Source organism: Clostridium oryzae (genome assembly GCF_002029235.1).
GTDB lineage: Bacteria > Bacillota > Clostridia > Clostridiales > Clostridiaceae > Clostridium_AE > Clostridium_AE oryzae.
Genome location: NZ_MZGV01000006.1, coordinates 1 through 18,378 on the forward strand (window position 1 = coordinate 1; position 18,378 = coordinate 18,378).

An 18,378-nucleotide genomic window follows, 5' to 3' on the forward strand; every position below is an offset into this window, starting at 1 on the left:
AACGCTCCCTGCGGGCTCTGTAAATTATATAGATTGCTAGTTTTAAAGTACCGTCTCTAAAATTTCTACACGTTAATTTTACAGACGTTATTTGATGAAGTTGTATCTTTAATTTTTCTTCGTAGATTATTAAGTGTGATCTTAATTATAAAGAGAGTTAAAGGCTTCTCTTCAATATGGAAACTGTTATAATTAACTTTCTTTTAATAATCCAACTACTTAAAAGCCTATTAATCGTGACAGGGCTCTACGAAGAAGCAGGTCTTCGAAGCCAAGACCTGTCCTGCTTAGATAGCTTTTTAAGGTTATCTCTATTAAAATGGATATTAGTTTTAGCAATTTCCAAATTAAAAAGAGGTTTTTTATCTTTCTAAAAAATTAGCGATGCACTTTAGTTTTCTTCGAAGAAATTAAAAAATTGTTATTCCATAGAATAACGTTTATCCAATAGCACTTAGTTTATATTTAAAAGATACATTAAATAATTAACAGCTATTTAATTTACAGAACACGAAGGGCGCAATGACCGGTAGGTCATACCCCCATCGTTGGTTCGCAATTTATTTAAATTATCTTATTTTATATTTTTATTAATAATTTTAATTTCTGCCTTTTTATTAGCTGCATTGATAAATTTAACAAGCAAAGAAACCTTGTTGTCTTCGTTTAATAACTTCCAAAACTTCTCTGCATTCTTATCTATATCATTTTCAAGTTCAACCATATAAGGTTCTCCCTGGAAAGATGGAATAGGATTTCCGTCTCCTGCATAAGTGTGGATGCAGTGTCCATAACCTTTTATAAAATTGCTATAATAAAAATAATTCCTCTGGCAGTATTCTGAATTGTTGTCTATAGATTTAAGAATTGATAATCCATAAGTTGCTTTTTCATCACTGTAATCCACATAACCAGAAATTCTAGGCGTAAAATTAGGGCTATCCGGTTCAAACTCTCTTGTATTTAAGGCATCTTCAAAAGTTTTGCTTTCTCTTATGTAATTGTAGATTGTATCGGTCTGATCTCCATTTGTAACAATATGATAATTGTTGTAATCTCTTGCTGGGTAGTATATTATAAGGCTCGGATCTTCCATCTTAGCTTCATCAAAAGCTTTTGTCTTAACAAAGCTTCCTTCGGTTTCAAATATTCTGTTACGGCTGTTTACGCTTCTTCCCATTATCCAATAGATTTGAACGTAATTTTTGCCATCTGGAGTCATGCCTACTACTATTCCTCTTCCTGGATAACTGTTTTCTTTCAATAACTTTTCATTATTTAGTGCTGTTTGCTGTAAACTCATCTGTTACCAACCTTTCATATATAATAAATTTTTATAATAATCTTCCCAATATGCAGGGATTCCTTCATAATTAAAGTTCCACCCAAGTCGAATATTATTGTCTTGATATTATTTAATTATTCCTAGCTTTCCCTATATAAATTAATTTTTTTGTTGCTAATGTACAGTTTAATTATAATCTAATTTTGATAATTAATGTACTATTATCTCAATTTTTCTTATGATTATTATTATATCCTATCAAAAAAAATGCTGTGATTTTTGCAGCACAACATTTTTATCAAAATACAATTTTATTCCATATTATTTATTTACTACTGCCTATTTCATTCAATTTTACAGCCAATTCTCTAGCCTTACTTAAAGCTTCCTCATCTTCTTTAGCCGGGACTTTATCTGTATTTACTGAATATATACTTCCAATGCATTTTGCATTCATTTGATGAAAAATAATATTCGCTGTTCTTCTTGAGCGGTCATAATCAGTTGTATCTCCGCCGCCTGAAATAACAAGTACACCATTTTTCTCCTTCAATTTGAACTCTTTGTCATTCTGTATAACTCTACGAGCAAAATACACCTGGAGTCTGCTTGCAAAGCTTAAAAGCTGTCCCGTAAGTTCTGAAAAATATAAAGGTGATGCTATAATTACATTATCCACTTCATCCAGCAGCGTGTAGACTTCCTGCATATCATCTTTTATGCAGCAATTCTTTTCAGTCCAGCAATACCTGCAATCCACACAGGGTTTTATATTGTCATAATAAGTATGAATAATCTTTACCTCACCATTAAGCTGTTTTAGCATCTCATTTACTAAAGTCATAGAATCACCATTTCTTCTTGGGGACCCATTAATCACCAGTGTTTTCATTTATAATCCCTCCTTATGTAAACAACTTTCAACATTCTTAAATCTAAATATCATATTTAAATACACATCTATAATGCTAAATTCTTTTTGCGTTTTCTAATATAAAATTAACAATAGGTTCAGGATTATCTAAACTATGCGGATGATGGTCACACCCAGCTTTGACGATTTCCTTAATTAATCCGCCAAGCTCCTTATAGCGTTTCACTAATTTTTGTCCATTTTCACAATATGGAACAACTCTATCAGAGTCTCCCGCAACAATAATTATAGGAATTTTAGCCTCGGCTACAATTTCGACTTTATCCAGAGGACTTCCTTTAAAATCATCAAGTTTTTCTTCTGTTATACCGTACAACTCTTTACATTCATTCCATTCCTTTGGAGCACCTTCGCCTATACCTTTCCCAGCAGGCCAGCTTTTTACATCCATAACTGGTGCGTCTAAATAAAGTGCAGCTATATCTTCTGAATACTTTGCTGTATAGTTAAAAGCGTAAAGTCCCCCTCTGCTGAAGCCAAACTGTACAACTTTATTTTTAAGTGAAAACTTCTTTACTACATACATATGGAAGTTTCTCATAAGTTCAACTGCTTGAGGACAGCCGTACATGTCTTGAATTTTGTAATAAGCTAAGTGCCAGCCTTTATCTACCATAGCCATATCTGCCTGAGAAAAAGCGTCAAAGAACTCTGTTCTCCAGATCCAAGGTCTGCCTTCCGCCGCCTCTTTAGGCTCAATCACGATAGCCTCTCTTCCGTCAACAAAAAAATCATATCGATTATAGCCTTTCCACTCTGATTTTTCTATTTCTTCATATTGTTTGTTCTTATACTCCATCTTTATACTTTTCCCCCTATATACTATCTTTCTTTTCCTGCAATCAACCTATGTAAATTGTCTTTATGGCAATATATTATCAAAACACCTGAAATAATGCTAGCTGCTATTATCGATCTATCAAGCCTCATAACCATACAAACCAAAGGTATTGTTACACCTACAGCAATAGATCTTAATGAACTTTTATTTTAGATAAACTATTATCATATTACCACAAAATAACGCTTTAGTATTATATATACTACTATTCACTAAAACTCAAATATCGAGAATATATTGAAAAATCATTAAATAGAATATTAGTATGTTATATTAATGTGAATTTTGAAGGAATCAATGAGTTATACCAATAGTTACGGAAAACACATTACGAACTCTAACATGGATGACGTTAATGCTGTATTGACGCATATAATACGCGAGGAAAAAGAATATTATGGTAAGATACTTACACTGCTTCGTAAATACGACCCAGAAGAGTATAGTGGATATAAGGAACATAAAGGTGATAAACAAACTCCTAAATCACCTATGCAGGCCTATACTCCAAACTTTAATGAGAGACAAAATTAATTCAATTGTACCGCTCACTACTAAGTAATCATTCCACTAATCTGGCAAGCTGATTAATGTATTTATGCAGTATTTTCATATTTATGAAACCAAATACAATTCCAATCGTTACCCAGATAGCAACTTCACCAACAGAGTATCCCAAAATGTTCTGGGCAAGTTTTATAATATAACAGCATGGAATAACTGTTAGCCACGCCGTTATTTCTCCTGGAACATAATGACGGTATGACAATGGTAATAATATAATATGAAATAAAACCAGATGTACAATATTAGCCACTAGTAACCCGTACCATAGTCCATAAAACCCACTTATATTGCCAACCAAAGTGGCAGCAATCCACAATATCAGTTCTTCATACACACCTATGGCACAGCCAGCTGTACTTTTTGTGCCTCCAAATGGGGTTATAGGAAGATGGATATATTGTTTAAGATCTTTTTTACACCAGTGTTTTGCCATAATGATTTCTTCCATTACATAATGACATGTTTGATTACTTAAAAAGAAGTTTTTATGAGGAACATATGAAACAAAATCTTCATGCTCCTGACATTTCAGACTATTTGTCATCATTATATGCATCGCTGGTAATGACCACAATAAAATGGTGCTTGCAAAATAATGGATATAAACAATTGGTCAATCATACTCAGCTTTTTTTGAAATTATCAGAAGTGTTTGAATCTCCATGTCCATAAATAATTGTAACCATAATTATACAGAGACAAATAAAAAAATCAGCATATATAATTCTATCAGCTGATTCTTAATATCTCTATTTAAATATATTTTTAACTATCATCGGCAGCACATCATATACTGACTTTCCCATCTTATCTTCAAAATATTGTTTAACTTGAAAGGTAGCCTTCCATTTTGTTACACTATATTCATTGACACCATATCTCAGTGCTACATCCATCATCCTTTTTTCCATAAGTGTAAAACCATTTGGAAAAGCTAAACAGTCACATAATTGGATCAAACGGTCATAATCGTTGTATTCAATTGTACGTAAATAGTTTTCGATAAATTTGTATTCCTCTTCAGTACAATCCCACTTACCAAAGATTTCTTTAATTTCTTTTGTCAAATGAGAATGCGTAAGGCATATTCTAGCAATTGGGTCATAGCCCTTTTTACTTAAATAGTTATAACCTTCTATAGTGTGCCTCATTCCAACTACTCCAACTCTTCTACCTATATCATGAAGCAGTCCTGCCACATAAGCAGTTTCCTCATTCATACCTTCACAGCTGCCTGCTATCAGTCTTGCTCCCATTCCTACATAACGTGAATGCTGCACCCACCTGCCTGGATTTAATTTTTCTCCTTCTTTTAATATTTCTTCTGCTTCTCTTATGGTAGGTATCTTGTCCATAATAATCTCATCTCCTAGTCATATTAAAATATCTTTTATTGATTATATATCTATATACCCAATTCTTTCGATAATTTTATCTCTTAGCTTTTCAAATGCTTCAGTATATCTTTCTTTTATATTTTTTGAAATTAAAACTGCGGTGTCTTCACTATATATATGCGACGTTGTGTTCCTATCTACCAGCATATTTAACCACAGCTTTTCGTCTTCAATTATGCCTGATGAGAATGCTTCCTTCAATACTGATTTAGGGGAATTCAGTCCAATAAGTCCCTCATCTTCAAACATCTCTTTTAGGGTTTTCCATGCCAACTCAAATGTAAATTCAAATCTTTGAATTAATCCATCCCTTAACAGTTCATTTTCTTCGTTATATTGATGTAAGCCTTCTTTCAATTTATCTAACGCTCTTATGAAGTTGTGAAGCTTATTGCTGTTCTCTCTCATATAATACAACACCTTCTCTTTGAATATTTTCTATAAGCTTTTTATCAGTGCTTTCCTTAATAAAAATAATATCAAGTTTAAACAAAGTTTCTATATCCTCAAATTCAAAATATATTTTACTTTCATCTTTGCTTTCTTTACTGCAATATACTGCTAAATCTATATCACTATTTTTTCTATTATCTCCTCTTGCTCTTGATCCAAACAGAACTATTTTATCAATCAAGTTTTCGTTAGCAATTTTCTTAATATTTTCAATCAAACTTTTGCCTAAATCTAGTTCCATTGGCTTTTTACCTCCATCATGTATAATTCTCTCCTAATATAACTAAATTATATCATATATTTTTTACTATAATTGCAATTTAATCTTCTTTAACAACTTCAATTAATCGTGTATAGTCGCATTTTTTCTCATTTAACACTTTTAAAGAAAACTTCTGAAAATACTTCCTCCTCATCATTACAAATATCTTGGTGTCTTTTTTATATAAACATCATATTCTTTTCCAAAAATCTCTTTTAAATGCTTCTCCTCTTCGAGAACTAATCTGTTTATCGCATACATATTAGCAAGCATGGATATACATGTTGCTGCATCTGCATATACTAAGAAAATTCCAATAACTATAAAATATAAACCAACAAACGTAGGGTTACGGCTATATCTATATATTCCTTCTGTAATGAGCTTCGATTTAGAGCTTTTATCTATACCCACTCGCCATGAAGCCTTCATTGTCATTGCTGCCACTATAAAAAACATAACTCCTACTGTCATTACTATTAATCCTAATATGCTTACATAATAGTTATTCCATAATTGAAATTTATTCACTATATTTAACTGAACCAATACAATCTCACCAATCCATACTAGAATCCAAGTGGCTGAAGATATTTGTACCATTCTCTCTACTAACTGTACCTTTCTCCCTTTATTTCTATTAGCCAATACATTAGCTTGTAAGCTATACTTTTTTCGCAGCACATAAAGCTTTAGTAAGAATATTAATCCAAAAACTAATAACAACAAAAAAGATATTAGGTTTATATACATAATAATCCTCCTTCTTTTATATGAATGATTGTTCATGTGTTCATTTGTATTATAATATAACTTCCATATATTATCAACAGCAATAATAAAAATATCTACAAAAATTTTCCTGAAGGCATAGGAACTTCGCCATATAGTACTTGTCAACATATTTTCAATAAATAAAAAAGCAGTCGGAAAGGGGGATATCCAACTGCTGTTGCATATGTTATTTTTAAATTAAGGGGTTGTTCGTTTCTATGGTTATATATTACTTATGTTTTGTGTCAGCTATGTGTCATAATTGAATATTGTTTGTTAACTTATAAAATGAACAAAATATATGTTCACTTAAAAATCATATCGATGTTGCACTTTCCAGCAAAGTTATTGTTTTTTCATCACAATCAATCTCAGTCTCAATTCCATAAGGCAATATACCTGTTGGTACTGCATGACCAATGTTAATATTGTAAATAATAGGCAGCTCAGTCAAATTCTCTTCTTCTGCAACCACCTGCATTATTACCTGTTTATATTCTTCATAATAAACTTCATCCTGTGGTTTACCAACAATAACACCGTTTATCACTTCTAAAATTCCCTGAGCTGCTAAGTTTCTAAATGTCCATTTTACAAAATCCGGTGATGGTTTATCTTCGCTTGTTTCAATAAATAAAATAGCACCTTTCCATTCCTCCAAAGTTGGCCATATTTCCGTGCCGCTGCACATCATAAAAACATCAAGACAACCTCCTAATAATGATCCCTTAACTTTACCCTTACCCTGTAAAACTTCATATCCATGCTGTTCCTTCTTCATTTTTCTTGCGATATTCATATTTTCCTCGGACCATGATATGCAATCGTCTGACCATTCGGAACTTGAACTTATCTTATAACCAGTTGTATCCTCAAATAATACCTTCTTTACTGAAGTTTTCGTATATTCCATCATTGAAACATATTCACCAAACTCACACATAACACAAGGTCCATAAAAAGAAACCAAACCAGCTTTATACATCATAAGATGATTTCCTGTTGTGTCAGAATACCCCATAAAAATCTTTGGATTATTTTTTATCACTTCATAATCTATATATGGAATCAGCCTTACCGTATCATCTCCACCAATTGCGCAGAAAATAGCTGCTATCGATTTATCTGAAAAAGCCTCCATTAAATCTTTTGCACGAAGCTCTGGATGCTTTGCAACAAATTCTGAACCCTTTAATGCATTTGGCATTGTCACAACTTCTAAACCAAATTCCTTTTCTAAACGTTCCTTCGCAATATAATATTTGTGTATTAAATCTTCATCACCTAGTCCTCCCCACGAGAGGCTTACGATTGCAACTTTATCCCCAGCTTTAAGTCTTTTAGGTTTAATCATTTTCTCAAGCTCCCTTCTTTTATTTTTACAATTCCTTACCTATTTATCTAAATTGTATCATAAGCCTCAATATTAATTAAACTTTCTATAGAAATATTTTTATAAAACAAATAAGCAGTTGGAAAGGGGGACTAACCAACTGCTATTACATATGTAATTCTTATATTAATTTAAGGGGGTTGTTCGTTTCTATGTTTATATAATAGTTCTGTTTTGTGTCAACTCTGTGTCATAATTGAATATTGTTTGTTAACTTATAAACTACTCTATATCCACATAGACAAATTTGTTCTTATGCCATTTAAGGAATTTCTCTATTTTGGCACGTGACTTCAGACAAACTTATTCATACTGATTATCCCAATCCCCTACTAATGGACTATTTAACTTTCTATATTTACGCTTAGTTTCCCACAGTTCAAGCAGTTGCTCAAAATTTGCATCCGGATCAATCATAAGCTGGGCCAGCTCATCAATTTCAATCAAGTCACTTTCTGATAATAATTCAAATTTACCGTCTATATATGATGGTTGAAACTTATAAGAAATCTCGTTATTCATTAATGCATGGAAATCATAAAAAAGGGTAGGAAGTGATTTCCGTCGTCTGGAAAATGCCTCCTCCAACCACTTCCTACCCTATGCCAACTCTATGCATTTACAAAGTATTATTTTCTATATTTCTTCTCACAAATTATTTTTCTTGTTTATTTGTTTATTAGTATTTTCTTAAGAGCTTTCTTCATACTACTTCGCATATTATATAGTTGTATCCTTTTAGCAACATATACAATTTATTCATACACAGTTGAAAGTTATCCACAATTGGCAAAAATCATAAATTCGTAGAGGCTAAAAAATTGCTCGTAGACATTCCTATTTATAAGTTCACTGTCTCTTAAAGCAATTTTAGCTCTCCAGTCACTTCATCTATATCCTTATCCCAAGCTGGACCTATGGCTATACAAGTCTTAGTAGGAACACCTTTGAACATTGTAACCCCAGCATCTTCTATCATAATTACAGGAAGTCCCTTTTCCTGAGCTTTATTGTATATATCGATTAATTCCTCCTCAGAATTAACATATACACATACTTTTTTAAATCCTTCTTTAAACCAGTTATCTATAGCTGAACCGTCCTGAACCCTCAAGGTTAATGTATATTCACCTGTAGATGCAGTGTCTTGATTTTCATTAATCACATTGTTTATCTCCATCATCTCAAGCAGCATTCCTACAGAAGCATGGCTTCCCTGAGCAATCATTTTTCCTTTTGTCATCTGCAAATCTTTACGCATCACTATTATTTGTTTTGTTCTTCTATCCATAAATAAGCCTCCTATTTTGTCACGTGCCTGGCACCTGACATTGGCACCTGACATTATTTTCTTCATGAAATATCGCTTATGCCCCTCAGGGCATTGCTCCAATATTCCAAATATATCGTATCCATGTTTTAAATAAAAGCCTTTTGCTTGAAAATCGAAGGTGTCAAGGTGAATCAACTCACAACCTTGTTCCATCGCCGTTTTCTCTACTTCTTTTAGCAGTTTAGAACCTAGTCTTTCTCCTCTATACTCTTCTTTCACCCATAAGGTATCTATATACAAACAATTCCAACAATACATCCTGCTTAATATACCTGCTATGATATCACCATTTTCATTCTTGACTGTCCTATTAATACATATAAATTCCTTCTGTTGCTTAAGCGGAACTTGAGTTAAATTGTATCTAACAAGCCCTTTTACAATCAATTCTTCATCCTCTGCTTTGCTTTCTATAATAACATATTTATCCACATTCATGCACACTCCTATAGAGTTTTTGATTTATTATATACATTATCCTTAAAAATCTACAGCACCACTATATTATTATTTATTCAGAGGTGTGGAAGATATGCTTTTATTCCTGAATCGTCTGCTAGAGCCGGATTGAACAGCGGTGAACTTATACAGCTAAAACCGAAAGATTTTGCTCCTCCAGCTAGACAAGTATACATGATTGCCAATAGCTAGGCTTGACTCTTCTGTCCTCCAAAATTGGTTCTCATTGTTAAGGGCCTATAAATATGATATAATGGTATAACTTACCTACTACTGCTTAGGAAATCAAGAGTCAAGAAAGGAGAGTGGTAGCGTGAAATATTTTAAGAGGTGGTTTCTAAACTAACTCGGAGGAACTATATACTATATATTCCTCCCTAAAATTAAAAGGAGCGAATATTATAATGGTAATTTTTGAAACAGAACGGCTTATAATTAGAAAGTTTAGTATAGATGACTGGAAGGATTTATACGAATATCTATCTGATGAATCTGTAGTTAAATATGAACCATATGATGTTTTAAGTGAGGAAGCTTGCAGGCAGGAGGCAAAAAATCGTTCAGAAAATCCTGCCTTCTTGGCTGTATGCCTTAAAGAAAGTAGCAAGCTTATTGGAAATCTTTATTTTGAACAACAAGGTCCTAAAGAATTTCTAACCTGGGAACTTGGTTATGTTTTCAATCCTGCTTACCAACATAAGGGCTATGCCACAGAAAGCTGCAGAGAAATTATTCGTTATGCCTTTGAACATTTTAAAGCGCATAGGATAATTGCTATGTGCAATCCGGAAAATTCAGCTTCTTGGAGATTGATGGAGCGTTTGCAGATGAGGAGAGAAGGTTATTTTAAGAAAAAAGCTTTTTTCAAACGAGATGAAAAAGGTGAACCAATTTGGCATGATTCCTATGAGTATGGCCTTCTAGCCGAAGAATATCATAAAAAATGATTACACCCTATGTCAGCTAATTCCACTCGTTAAGCAATTTCAACCCATCTTTTAGTCAAATTTCCTAATGGCTCATAACTCGGCTGCACCTCAAACAATTCGCCATCTTAACGGAAATTTGCCTAAAAGACGCGGATAATTGCTAAGCTCGTTCCAAATGCCTCCGTCGGGGTGAAAGGTCTAAATGACCTTTCACGGGCTATTTACGAATGATAATGAGTATGCATAAATAGCCCCGGAAGACCATTTTTAATGCCCTAATTCTTAATTTTTACATGATACTTTTATTTTATTAATTCTATTACCTTTCTATCTTAATTCACTAACTTCAAAATATATTACTGTTTCTCTTTAACTTCTTCGCAAACATGCTGTATCGTTTTTTTATTTAATTTCCATCTTTCTTACTCTTTTGAGGTATAGTTTGATCCTAATGAAAAGTTATCCACAATTGTAAAAAATCATAAATTCCTACAAAAAAGAAGATTACTTTTTCATTCTACTTGGTGAAAGCACGCTTTCATGAACATTTCCTACAGACTAAAAAAGGGTAGGAAGTAATTTCCGTCGGCTGGAAAATGCCTCCTCCAACCACTTCCTACCCTATGCCGGCTCTATTCATTTACAAAGTATTATTTTCTATATTACTTCTCTCAAATTATTTTTCTTGTTTATTTATTAGTATTTTCTTAAGAGCTATCTTCATATTACTTCGTATATTATATAGCTACATCCTTTTAACAACACATACAATTTATTCATACATAGTTAAAAGTTGTCCACAGTTCCCCAAAAACATAATTTCTTAGAGACTAAAAAATGAAGAAAAGAGATTTCAGGAGGCTTCAATTCCTATTGAAATTTCTTTCGTTCTTCTAATAATTAAGAAATCCTATGCTGCACGATAGAACTGATTAACAGAACTACTACCATTACTATCACTGTAATCACCAGAAACATTGAAAAAGAGATGACTATATACCTTGAAAATACATTACAAACAGCTATATAGATAAACATTATCCAAAAAGCGCTGTAACCTGTTTTGTACCTAATCAATTGCAGCCTTTCTTCCGTCTTTATCCTGACTATTTTCTCTGTCTTTTCGGGAGTTCTCTTCATTGAATTTGTAAGCAGCATACCGATTATTCCAGTTGGAATGCATCCTAGTGCTATGCCAGGCATCTCTTCCCTTAAGATGTTAAAGAAAGTTCCCAGAATAAAAACTGTTATTCCTATCAATGCGATAATCCCAAAGATCAACATTTCCTTATTAACATATTTTCTAGCCTTATAACTTAACATAATCTTCCTCCTCCATTATAAAAATCTCTTCCACAGAGCTGTTAAATAATTTTGCTATCCTGCAGGCAAGGATTACTGATGGATTATACTTTCCTTTTTCTAAAGCAACTATAGTCTGCCTGGAAACACCTATCTTATCTGAAAATTCTTCCTGTGTCATCCCATACTTTTGTCTAACTTCTTTTACTCTATTTTGCAATAATTTATCACCTCTTTGTAAACTTTACTTTACACCATTATTATATAATTGTTTTACTGCAATGTCAACTTTACTTTACACATGAGTCAAAAGGTTGATGCAGAATCCTATAATTTACTTTCGCGCTAACTTTTTATTATCACGATATAAATTTAGCCATATTTAATTTATATTGATTTTTATCGCAAACCTAAATATATACGCTCAATATTTAACTTTAAAAAAATTATTAACTTATTTATTTTCTGATTATATTATTGTATATTATTATTAGTAATTATATTAACTAAATGAGGTGTGAATATGAAAGTATTACTTATCAATGGAAGTCCAAAGGCTAAAGGCTGCACTTATACTGCACTTTCTGAAGTTGCAAAGGAACTAGAAAAAGAAAATATAGAGACAGAAATTTTTCATGTAGGTAATAAACCTATTCGCGGCTGCATAGGTTGTGGAGGCTGTGCTAATACTGATGGAAAATGCGTTTTTGATGATGATACTGTAAACACAGGTTTAGAGAAAGCTAAAACAGCAGATGGTTTTATTTTTGGTTCACCAGTCCATTATGCTGCTGCTTCAGGCCTTATAACCTCCTTCTTAGACAGATTTTTCTATGCTGGGGATGGTTTTCAGTACAAGCCCGGTGCCGCTGTGGTCAGCTGCAGACGTGGTGGTTCAACTTCAGCTTTTGAGCAGCTAAACAAATATTTTACTATTGCGAATATGCCCGTGGTATCTTCTCAATATTGGAATATGGTTCATGGAAATACTCCAAATGAAGTTAGACAAGACCTTGAGGGCATGCAGACCATGAGAACCTTAGGAAGAAATATGGCTTGGCTTTTAAAATGTATTGAAGCTGGAAAAAAGGCTGGAATTTCAATACCTGAAGGTGAAGCAAGAGTTTCAACAAACTTTATACGTTAGCCAAAGTTACGTATCAAAACGATATTAAAATATTTTAAAAGGCGAGCTCAAGGGAATTAGAACTCTCTCAGCTCGCCTTTTTCAAAATTATTATAAATATTTTACAGGACTATTAAAAATCTTATTCATACATCTCCATAAAAATCATGTGTGAAATAAGTTATTAGTAACGACATATTAATTACCATTTTTCATAATGCACAATTTCATCTAGACCCCTTCTCGGACGTGCATTTGGTGCTTCATTTGCATAACCTACGGGTATAACTCCTACCACATATTTATCATCTGGTATGTCTAAGACTTGTCTTATTTCATTTTGAATAAACCAGCCAACCCAACAAGTACCAAGTCCTAAATTCTTAGCTTGAAGCAATATATGTTCTATAGCAATAGCAGTATCTCTGATAATAAGCTTAACCTCTTCTTCGGGACTGTTTTCATCTATGTGCACATCTCTGTCATCTGTTATCCTGCATCTTATATCGGCAACACATACAATAAGAACTGGCGCATCCAGCATCCATTTCTGGTCATGTGACACCTTGACTACCTTCTGTCTCATTTCTTCGGACTTTACTATTATAAAACTCCAAGGCTGTGAGTTATTGCCTGATGGTGCTAATCTTGCACTTTCTATTATTTCCGTTATTTTTTCATCTTCAATAGGCTTGTTTAAATATTTTCTTACACTTCTTCTAGTTTCAATTTCTTTAATCATTTTAAATCAACCTCCAGTATAAATATCTATGTAATTATATCAATTCACCTTTTAAAATAGAATAAACACACTGATCATATTTTATAGCATCAATCCAATAATGCTCCCTTAACCTTCCATCTAATTTGAATCCATGCTTTTCTAAAAGTTTGATAGAAGGACTATTGTTTGAACACGTTGTAGCGTACAATTTATTTAAATTAAGCTCAGTATCTTGAAAAACTATATACAAAAAATTTTTCAGCATAATACTGCCTAAGCCTTGGTTTCTATTGATCCTAGGAAAATAATACCCAAACTCAGCACTGTGGTTTCTCGGATTATAATCAAACACTTTTACTCTTCCTAATGGTAAGTCAGGATAGCATTCATCTATGAGCAGATAGGTCTTCTCACTTTTATTGTTTATGGATTTCTGCATAACCTTTATATATTCTTCATAGTTTTTTTGTTTTGTTACTGGTCTGCATGTATACAATTCAAAGTGCTCTTCTTCAGTATTCCAGGAATAAAGTTCTTTAAAATAGCTTTCTTGAAGAGGCACCAGCATATAATTTTCAATAGGACTTCTTGCCATTACACTAACACTTCCTCTTTTTCATTATGCTTCATTCATTATTAGCCTCTTATATAGATTAAGGTTAGGAAAGCTACTTTCCTCAGCAAGCTGAAATAATTCATCTATTGGATAAGCTACTCTCCTGTTTATTATTTCAACATTACCATCATCTATCTTCAAAATACCATAGGATGCTCTCAAATCTCCGTCTGCAGCAAGACCTATACTTCCGGGATTAAATATCTTTTTTCCATCTACTTCACCTATATATGAACAATGTGAGTGAGCACATAATAAAACATCCTCTTTTATGTCCTTAATTAATTCTTTTATGTGTTGGACAGGCACACTGCCGTCAATAGCATCCTGAATATCCTGAGGAGTTCCATGTACACATAACATGCTAACATTCTCACATATCAAAGACTTTTGAAATGGAAGATTATTTATAAATTCTATACTTTCCTTACTCATATTTTCTCTAGCATAACTGCAATAAGCCTTAATTTCCTTTTCCTTATTAGTTTCAGGCTTCCAGTCATCTGATATTTCTTTGAACCATTTATCAGTATTTCCTTGAATCCACGCTAAACAATCAAGTTTCTGCAGCTCTTCCACAATCCTTGTCGTAGTTGGTCCCTTCATCACCACATCACCAAGAATAATAACCTTGTTTATATCCTGCGTTTTCATATCCTCCAACACATGCTGAAACGCAATGCCGTTGCCATGTATATCAGCTAAAACTGCTATATTCATATTCTATCCTCCCAATCCTGCACAGGTGTCCAGTTTACTTTCGGTTTATTATCACAGGCACTTACTACGCCTACTAATACATCCTTTATATCCCGTCCATACTCCAAGTAATGTCTAAGCGTCATTTCCGTGGTTACAGATAACTTTCGTTTAAATAGCATGTCTTTATTTATCCAGAATAATTTTCCTTCATGGGTATCTACAAATTCTCTCTTTGAAGTATTACCGAAATATACATACTGGACTCTGATTTCATCTTTGCTTCTTCGTAAGATTATATACTTTAAATCTAGATCTGTAATATTCTTTTCCGTTATACAAGTTTCTTCAAAAATCTCACGAATGCAAGCTTTCTCAGGATCGTTAACTTCTTCCGGCTCTAAATGGCCACCCACTCCAGCCCATATATTCGGTGCAAATTTCTTGTTTTTGCTTCTCTCCATCATTAAAAACTCGTTGTTATTCATTAAATAGGCAGTAGCCATAACCCTTAACTGCAGCATTTCATTACTCCTTTCTATATTCATGATAACAATTATACCATTAACAGGATAATTGTCAGATTATTATCCATAAATAAAAAGGAAATCAGTTACCCATCCTGATTCCCTTTTTACAATAGACACTCTTACAACTATATATTAAATAATGTGTATATAATATACCTATTATAGGTAACATTTCAACTTTTTCATTGCAAAAATTCTATTTTAATAGTATTGTAAAATTAAAGCAGGATTTTTGTAAATTTATTATCACTTTATTTGTCAAAATTTACGCAAATAAGCGAGAATGAATTAGCCTTCTCTTTAAATCTTATCAACTTCACCACATATAACAACCCGTCCACCATCTGGACATTTTGCCTCAAATTTTTGGGCTCGTACGTTTCCATAATCCAATGATCCGCCGTTAAGCAATACATATACGCTCGGATAGATACTATTCCATAATTCATGACAGATTGGCGGACATAAATCTTCTACAATAAACGTATCGCCTTTTTTACAATAGCCACATCTACATTTACTCTCTTTTACCGTCAATTTTACTTTTCCCATATATTTCTTCCCCCATTCAATTTATCTGCAATTTGCTCCTGAGACAACTCTCCTTTATCAGATAATAATTTTATTACTGACCATTGTGATGTTGTAAGTTTATATTCACTTAGATATTTATCCATCCTTCTCTTAGTTAAATCCACAATGCTGTGCATCTTTTATAGCATATTGATTTCATAATAAAGCTTCTTTGCTTTGTTGTATCCATACAAGGTAAAGAAGTAAGATAAGGCTATAATTTTCACTTCTGTAAAAATAGTTATTCCCATATAAATTTCAATAGTTGTTATAAATACTATACTCACAATCGAATAAAGGGTAATAGGCGTAAAAAATACACTTATAAGCCTATATTTAATTAACAGTTTATGCTCCTCTTTTGTCATACCGAGCATATACAGTTTTTTAAAATAGTCATATGTATTTTCAAGTTCCATCTGACTCTTAAAATACATTATACTAGATGATATTGCACAGAATACTATGTTAGTAAAAATCGAAATAAACTTAAATATATTAATCTCCTGAGAGCTTATATGCTTTGAATATCTGATGAATAAATCAACATGGCAGAAAACATTATAAGTTATAAAAAGAAAACCTGCACATGAAAGAAAAAATATAAATACATCATCCTGCTCAATATTTCTTACTAACTGTTTCATCAGCAAAAAATTATTTTTATAAAATGAATTCTTCCTTCTCAAAATATGCATTACGATTTTGCTTATATAGAATATCATTACATAGAGTATTAACATGCAAACTATCCAAGCATACAAATGAATATTCTGTTTTTCCTTAGCCTTTGTGTATATAGCCATGGCTATAAAAAACATAAGTAGTACAGCTTTCATGGTTTCTCGCATTTTTCCCTTACACTTTGAAGTTTTTACTTTATTCAAAGTGTCTATACTCCTTATCAGCTTTCCAGTTCTTTTAGCGGTAAACAAATATAAAACTATAAAGAAATATAGCGTATAAATATAATTTATTTTAGAAAGTGAAAAACTTAAATTAGGAGAACCTACATAATTTATTGTCAAAATAAAGAAAAACCTAGAAAATATGGTTCCTAGGATAATTCCTATGCCAACACATATAAGCATTAAAAAAAGGTTCTCAAGAAGCAGACATATAATAAGTTCTTTTTTTGTCATACCCAAAAGCATCAAGATTTTAAAATCCCTACTTCTCCGCCTTATATATGAAGTATATGAATATATTATAAAACATCCTAACATTATTATGATGATTGCCATTGAAGACTTTAATGTTATGCCTAACAGATTTGTTGGTTCAGCCACTTTACGGCCTCTGTTATATATAAGGGTGCCGTATAAAAAATATAATGTACTTGAGACAATACAGGTAATAATAAACGTAGTCTGTTTTCCTATGTTTTTTTTGAGGGAGTTTCGGGCCATAACAAAATAATTCATCAATCGTCACCACCCATTATAACAAGACAATCCAATATTTTATTCAGGAATTTCTTGTCCTCTTCTTTTTTATAAATATCTGCAAATATGTTACCATCCTTTATAAATATAACTCTTGAACAGTAGCTGGCAGCCATTGAGTCATGAGTAGCAAGCAAAAGCGTTACCTTTTTTTCACTGTTGATTATCCTCATATAATTCATAAATTTCTTTGCGGCTTTTGAATCTAGATTTCCTGTAGGTTCATCTGCAAATATTATTCTTGGATTTGTGGCAAGAGCTCTACAGGAGGCAGCTCTCTGTCTTTGACCTTGAGAAACCATATTGGGATACTTGTCTTTTATTTCATATATATTCATGAGTTTAAATAGTTCGTTTACAGCCTGTTCAATTTTAGCCTGCTTTTCTCCCTGCATAAGTAGAGGCAGAGCGGCGTTTTCCTTTAAAGTAAGATCCTCAAGTAAATTAAAGTTTTGAAATATAAGCCCTAGATTTTTTCTTCTAAATATGGCTCTCTCACTATCATTTAAAGCAACCATATCCATTCCCATTATGTTTACCTCCCCTATAGTTGGCTTATCTATACCACTCAAAATATTAAGCAATGTAGTTTTACCACTGCCGGAAGGTCCCATTATGGCTGTAAATTCGCCTTCGTGTATAGTTATATCCAGACCATTTATGATATTTTGGGAACTGTCATTAATTTCATTATTATAGGTTTTTACTATATTGATGCCTTTTAATATTTCCAACT

General features: G+C 32.6%; 25 protein-coding genes and 1 pseudogene. 4 read left to right on the forward strand and 22 right to left on the reverse strand.

Features of this window, described 5'->3' with window-relative positions:
* Positions 1 to 574: 574 nt before the first annotated feature.
* The 3 genes from CLORY_RS04100 to CLORY_RS04110 all read right to left on the reverse strand — a co-directional run bounded on the left by CLORY_RS04100 (position 575) and on the right by CLORY_RS04110 (position 3,018).
* On the reverse strand, positions 575 to 1,303 hold the full coding sequence (locus tag CLORY_RS04100) for an IMP cyclohydrolase (RefSeq protein ID WP_079422244.1): 729 nt from the start codon (positions 1,301 to 1,303) through the stop codon (positions 575 to 577).
* 307 nt (positions 1,304 to 1,610) lie between these two features.
* Positions 1,611 to 2,177 carry a flavodoxin family protein gene (locus CLORY_RS04105; RefSeq protein WP_079422245.1) on the reverse strand — a complete coding sequence of 189 codons (567 nt, stop codon included), beginning with the start codon at positions 2,175 to 2,177 and terminating at the stop codon, positions 1,611 to 1,613.
* A gap of 76 nt (positions 2,178 to 2,253) precedes the next feature.
* Positions 2,254 to 3,018, reverse strand: a complete 765-nt coding sequence (locus CLORY_RS04110) for an alpha/beta hydrolase family protein (protein ID WP_079422246.1) — start codon at positions 3,016 to 3,018, stop codon at positions 2,254 to 2,256.
* Between the two features lie 339 nt (positions 3,019 to 3,357).
* Between CLORY_RS04110 and CLORY_RS04115 the strand changes: the two genes are divergently transcribed.
* Positions 3,358 to 3,594: a hypothetical protein gene (locus tag CLORY_RS04115; protein ID WP_079422247.1), complete on the forward strand. Its 237-nt coding sequence runs from the start codon at positions 3,358 to 3,360 to the stop codon at positions 3,592 to 3,594.
* A 28-nt stretch (positions 3,595 to 3,622) separates the two neighbouring features.
* On the opposite strand, the gene CLORY_RS04120 is transcribed toward CLORY_RS04115, so the two are convergent.
* Positions 3,623 to 4,060, reverse strand: coding sequence for an HXXEE domain-containing protein (locus tag CLORY_RS04120; protein ID WP_242954331.1), 438 nt, complete (start codon positions 4,058 to 4,060; stop codon positions 3,623 to 3,625).
* A gap of 65 nt (positions 4,061 to 4,125) precedes the next feature.
* On the opposite strand from CLORY_RS04120, the gene CLORY_RS23190 reads away from it, so the two are divergent.
* On the forward strand, positions 4,126 to 4,299 hold the full coding sequence (locus CLORY_RS23190; protein ID WP_169911518.1) for a hypothetical protein: 174 nt from the start codon (positions 4,126 to 4,128) through the stop codon (positions 4,297 to 4,299).
* 77 nt (positions 4,300 to 4,376) lie between these two features.
* Here CLORY_RS23190 and CLORY_RS04125 read toward each other — a convergent pair whose 3' ends face one another.
* The 8 genes and pseudogenes from CLORY_RS04125 to CLORY_RS04160 all read right to left on the reverse strand — a co-directional run.
* Positions 4,377 to 4,982, reverse strand: coding sequence for an HD domain-containing protein (locus CLORY_RS04125; protein WP_139375955.1), 606 nt, complete (start codon positions 4,980 to 4,982; stop codon positions 4,377 to 4,379).
* Between the two features lie 42 nt (positions 4,983 to 5,024).
* The gene (locus CLORY_RS04130; protein ID WP_079422249.1) at positions 5,025 to 5,432 is read right to left on the reverse strand and encodes a nucleotidyltransferase substrate binding protein; all 408 of its coding nucleotides are present in this window, start codon (positions 5,430 to 5,432) and stop codon (positions 5,025 to 5,027) included.
* Positions 5,413 to 5,718, reverse strand: coding sequence for a nucleotidyltransferase domain-containing protein (locus CLORY_RS04135; protein WP_079422250.1), 306 nt, complete (start codon positions 5,716 to 5,718; stop codon positions 5,413 to 5,415). The genes CLORY_RS04130 and CLORY_RS04135 overlap by 20 nt, the downstream gene beginning before the upstream one ends.
* A gap of 177 nt (positions 5,719 to 5,895) precedes the next feature.
* Complete coding sequence (locus CLORY_RS04140) at positions 5,896 to 6,492, reverse strand: methyltransferase family protein (RefSeq protein WP_169911519.1); 597 nt, start codon at positions 6,490 to 6,492, stop codon at positions 5,896 to 5,898.
* A 337-nt stretch (positions 6,493 to 6,829) separates the two neighbouring features.
* Positions 6,830 to 7,867: a S66 family peptidase gene (locus CLORY_RS04145; RefSeq protein WP_079422252.1), complete on the reverse strand. Its 1,038-nt coding sequence runs from the start codon at positions 7,865 to 7,867 to the stop codon at positions 6,830 to 6,832.
* A gap of 342 nt (positions 7,868 to 8,209) precedes the next feature.
* Complete coding sequence (locus CLORY_RS04150) at positions 8,210 to 8,494, reverse strand: hypothetical protein (RefSeq protein WP_079422253.1); 285 nt, start codon at positions 8,492 to 8,494, stop codon at positions 8,210 to 8,212.
* A 271-nt stretch (positions 8,495 to 8,765) separates the two neighbouring features.
* Positions 8,766 to 9,263 (reverse strand): aminoacyl-tRNA hydrolase, encoded by a 498-nt coding sequence (gene pth2 / locus CLORY_RS04155; protein ID WP_341456631.1) that lies wholly within the window; start codon positions 9,261 to 9,263, stop codon positions 8,766 to 8,768.
* Positions 9,255 to 9,671, reverse strand: a pseudogene (locus CLORY_RS04160) (GNAT family N-acetyltransferase); the annotation flags it as partial. The pseudogene CLORY_RS04160 and the gene pth2, both read right to left, overlap by 9 nt.
* 431 nt (positions 9,672 to 10,102) lie before the next feature.
* Here CLORY_RS04160 and CLORY_RS04165 point away from each other — a divergent pair.
* Positions 10,103 to 10,645, forward strand: a complete 543-nt coding sequence (locus CLORY_RS04165; protein ID WP_079422254.1) for a GNAT family N-acetyltransferase — start codon at positions 10,103 to 10,105, stop codon at positions 10,643 to 10,645.
* A gap of 882 nt (positions 10,646 to 11,527) precedes the next feature.
* Here the strand turns inward: CLORY_RS04165 and CLORY_RS04170 are convergent.
* The gene (locus tag CLORY_RS04170) at positions 11,528 to 11,950 is read right to left on the reverse strand and encodes a hypothetical protein (protein ID WP_079422255.1); all 423 of its coding nucleotides are present in this window, start codon (positions 11,948 to 11,950) and stop codon (positions 11,528 to 11,530) included.
* Positions 11,937 to 12,149, reverse strand: coding sequence for a helix-turn-helix transcriptional regulator (locus tag CLORY_RS04175; protein ID WP_079422256.1), 213 nt, complete (start codon positions 12,147 to 12,149; stop codon positions 11,937 to 11,939). Before CLORY_RS04175 ends, CLORY_RS04170 begins: the two co-directional genes overlap by 14 nt.
* 303 nt (positions 12,150 to 12,452) lie before the next feature.
* Between CLORY_RS04175 and CLORY_RS04180 the strand changes: the two genes are divergently transcribed.
* Complete coding sequence (locus tag CLORY_RS04180; RefSeq protein ID WP_079422257.1) at positions 12,453 to 13,076, forward strand: flavodoxin family protein; 624 nt, start codon at positions 12,453 to 12,455, stop codon at positions 13,074 to 13,076.
* 181 nt (positions 13,077 to 13,257) lie between these two features.
* On the opposite strand, the gene CLORY_RS04185 is transcribed toward CLORY_RS04180, so the two are convergent.
* The 8 genes from CLORY_RS04185 to CLORY_RS04215 form a co-directional block, all read right to left on the reverse strand.
* Entirely contained in the window at positions 13,258 to 13,797 is a 540-nt protein-coding gene (locus CLORY_RS04185) for a nitroreductase family protein (protein ID WP_079422258.1), read from the reverse strand.
* A gap of 34 nt (positions 13,798 to 13,831) precedes the next feature.
* Entirely contained in the window at positions 13,832 to 14,374 is a 543-nt protein-coding gene (locus CLORY_RS04190; protein ID WP_079422259.1) for a GNAT family N-acetyltransferase, read from the reverse strand.
* A gap of 24 nt (positions 14,375 to 14,398) precedes the next feature.
* Positions 14,399 to 15,115: a metallophosphoesterase family protein gene (locus tag CLORY_RS04195; RefSeq protein ID WP_079422260.1), complete on the reverse strand. Its 717-nt coding sequence runs from the start codon at positions 15,113 to 15,115 to the stop codon at positions 14,399 to 14,401.
* Positions 15,112 to 15,618 (reverse strand): NUDIX domain-containing protein, encoded by a 507-nt coding sequence (locus tag CLORY_RS04200; protein ID WP_169911520.1) that lies wholly within the window; start codon positions 15,616 to 15,618, stop codon positions 15,112 to 15,114. Before CLORY_RS04200 ends, CLORY_RS04195 begins: the two co-directional genes overlap by 4 nt.
* A 306-nt stretch (positions 15,619 to 15,924) precedes the next feature.
* Positions 15,925 to 16,176, reverse strand: a complete 252-nt coding sequence (locus CLORY_RS04205) for a TIGR04076 family protein (protein ID WP_079422262.1) — start codon at positions 16,174 to 16,176, stop codon at positions 15,925 to 15,927.
* Positions 16,164 to 16,322 carry a helix-turn-helix domain-containing protein gene (locus CLORY_RS23195; RefSeq protein ID WP_169911521.1) on the reverse strand — a complete coding sequence of 53 codons (159 nt, stop codon included), beginning with the start codon at positions 16,320 to 16,322 and terminating at the stop codon, positions 16,164 to 16,166. The genes CLORY_RS04205 and CLORY_RS23195 overlap by 13 nt, the downstream gene beginning before the upstream one ends.
* Before the next feature lie 15 nt (positions 16,323 to 16,337).
* Positions 16,338 to 17,486, reverse strand: a complete 1,149-nt coding sequence (locus tag CLORY_RS04210; RefSeq protein ID WP_169911522.1) for an FtsX-like permease family protein — start codon at positions 17,484 to 17,486, stop codon at positions 16,338 to 16,340.
* A gap of 134 nt (positions 17,487 to 17,620) precedes the next feature.
* Positions 17,621 to 18,376: an ABC transporter ATP-binding protein gene (locus CLORY_RS04215; RefSeq protein ID WP_079422264.1), complete on the reverse strand. Its 756-nt coding sequence runs from the start codon at positions 18,374 to 18,376 to the stop codon at positions 17,621 to 17,623.
* Positions 18,377 to 18,378: the final 2 nt, after the last annotated feature.

Bases quoted from the DNA above. Each gene is read 5' to 3' on its own strand.
- CLORY_RS04100 (WP_079422244.1), bottom strand. From the start codon at position 1,303: ATGAGTTTACAGCAAACAGCACTAAATAATGAAAAGTTATTGAAAGAA.
- CLORY_RS04105 (WP_079422245.1), bottom strand. From the start codon at position 2,177: ATGAAAACACTGGTGATTAATGGGTCCCCAAGAAGAAATGGTGATTCT.
- CLORY_RS04110 (WP_079422246.1), bottom strand. From the start codon at position 3,018: ATGGAGTATAAGAACAAACAATATGAAGAAATAGAAAAATCAGAGTGG.
- CLORY_RS04115 (WP_079422247.1), top strand. From the start codon at position 3,358: ATGAGTTATACCAATAGTTACGGAAAACACATTACGAACTCTAACATG.
- CLORY_RS04120 (WP_242954331.1), bottom strand. From the start codon at position 4,060: ATGGCAAAACACTGGTGTAAAAAAGATCTTAAACAATATATCCATCTT.
- CLORY_RS23190 (WP_169911518.1), top strand. From the start codon at position 4,126: ATGAAACAAAATCTTCATGCTCCTGACATTTCAGACTATTTGTCATCA.
- CLORY_RS04125 (WP_139375955.1), bottom strand. From the start codon at position 4,982: ATGGACAAGATACCTACCATAAGAGAAGCAGAAGAAATATTAAAAGAA.
- CLORY_RS04130 (WP_079422249.1), bottom strand. From the start codon at position 5,432: ATGAGAGAGAACAGCAATAAGCTTCACAACTTCATAAGAGCGTTAGAT.
- CLORY_RS04135 (WP_079422250.1), bottom strand. From the start codon at position 5,718: ATGGAACTAGATTTAGGCAAAAGTTTGATTGAAAATATTAAGAAAATT.
- CLORY_RS04140 (WP_169911519.1), bottom strand. From the start codon at position 6,492: ATGTATATAAACCTAATATCTTTTTTGTTGTTATTAGTTTTTGGATTA.
- CLORY_RS04145 (WP_079422252.1), bottom strand. From the start codon at position 7,867: ATGATTAAACCTAAAAGACTTAAAGCTGGGGATAAAGTTGCAATCGTA.
- pth2 (WP_341456631.1), bottom strand. From the start codon at position 9,263: ATGAAGAAAATAATGTCAGGTGCCAATGTCAGGTGCCAGGCACGTGAC.
- CLORY_RS04165 (WP_079422254.1), top strand. From the start codon at position 10,103: ATGGTAATTTTTGAAACAGAACGGCTTATAATTAGAAAGTTTAGTATA.
- CLORY_RS04170 (WP_079422255.1), bottom strand. From the start codon at position 11,950: ATGTTAAGTTATAAGGCTAGAAAATATGTTAATAAGGAAATGTTGATC.
- CLORY_RS04180 (WP_079422257.1), top strand. From the start codon at position 12,453: ATGAAAGTATTACTTATCAATGGAAGTCCAAAGGCTAAAGGCTGCACT.
- CLORY_RS04185 (WP_079422258.1), bottom strand. From the start codon at position 13,797: ATGATTAAAGAAATTGAAACTAGAAGAAGTGTAAGAAAATATTTAAAC.
- CLORY_RS04190 (WP_079422259.1), bottom strand. From the start codon at position 14,374: ATGGCAAGAAGTCCTATTGAAAATTATATGCTGGTGCCTCTTCAAGAA.
- CLORY_RS04195 (WP_079422260.1), bottom strand. From the start codon at position 15,115: ATGAATATAGCAGTTTTAGCTGATATACATGGCAACGGCATTGCGTTT.
- CLORY_RS04200 (WP_169911520.1), bottom strand. From the start codon at position 15,618: ATGCTGCAGTTAAGGGTTATGGCTACTGCCTATTTAATGAATAACAAC.
- CLORY_RS04205 (WP_079422262.1), bottom strand. From the start codon at position 16,176: ATGGGAAAAGTAAAATTGACGGTAAAAGAGAGTAAATGTAGATGTGGC.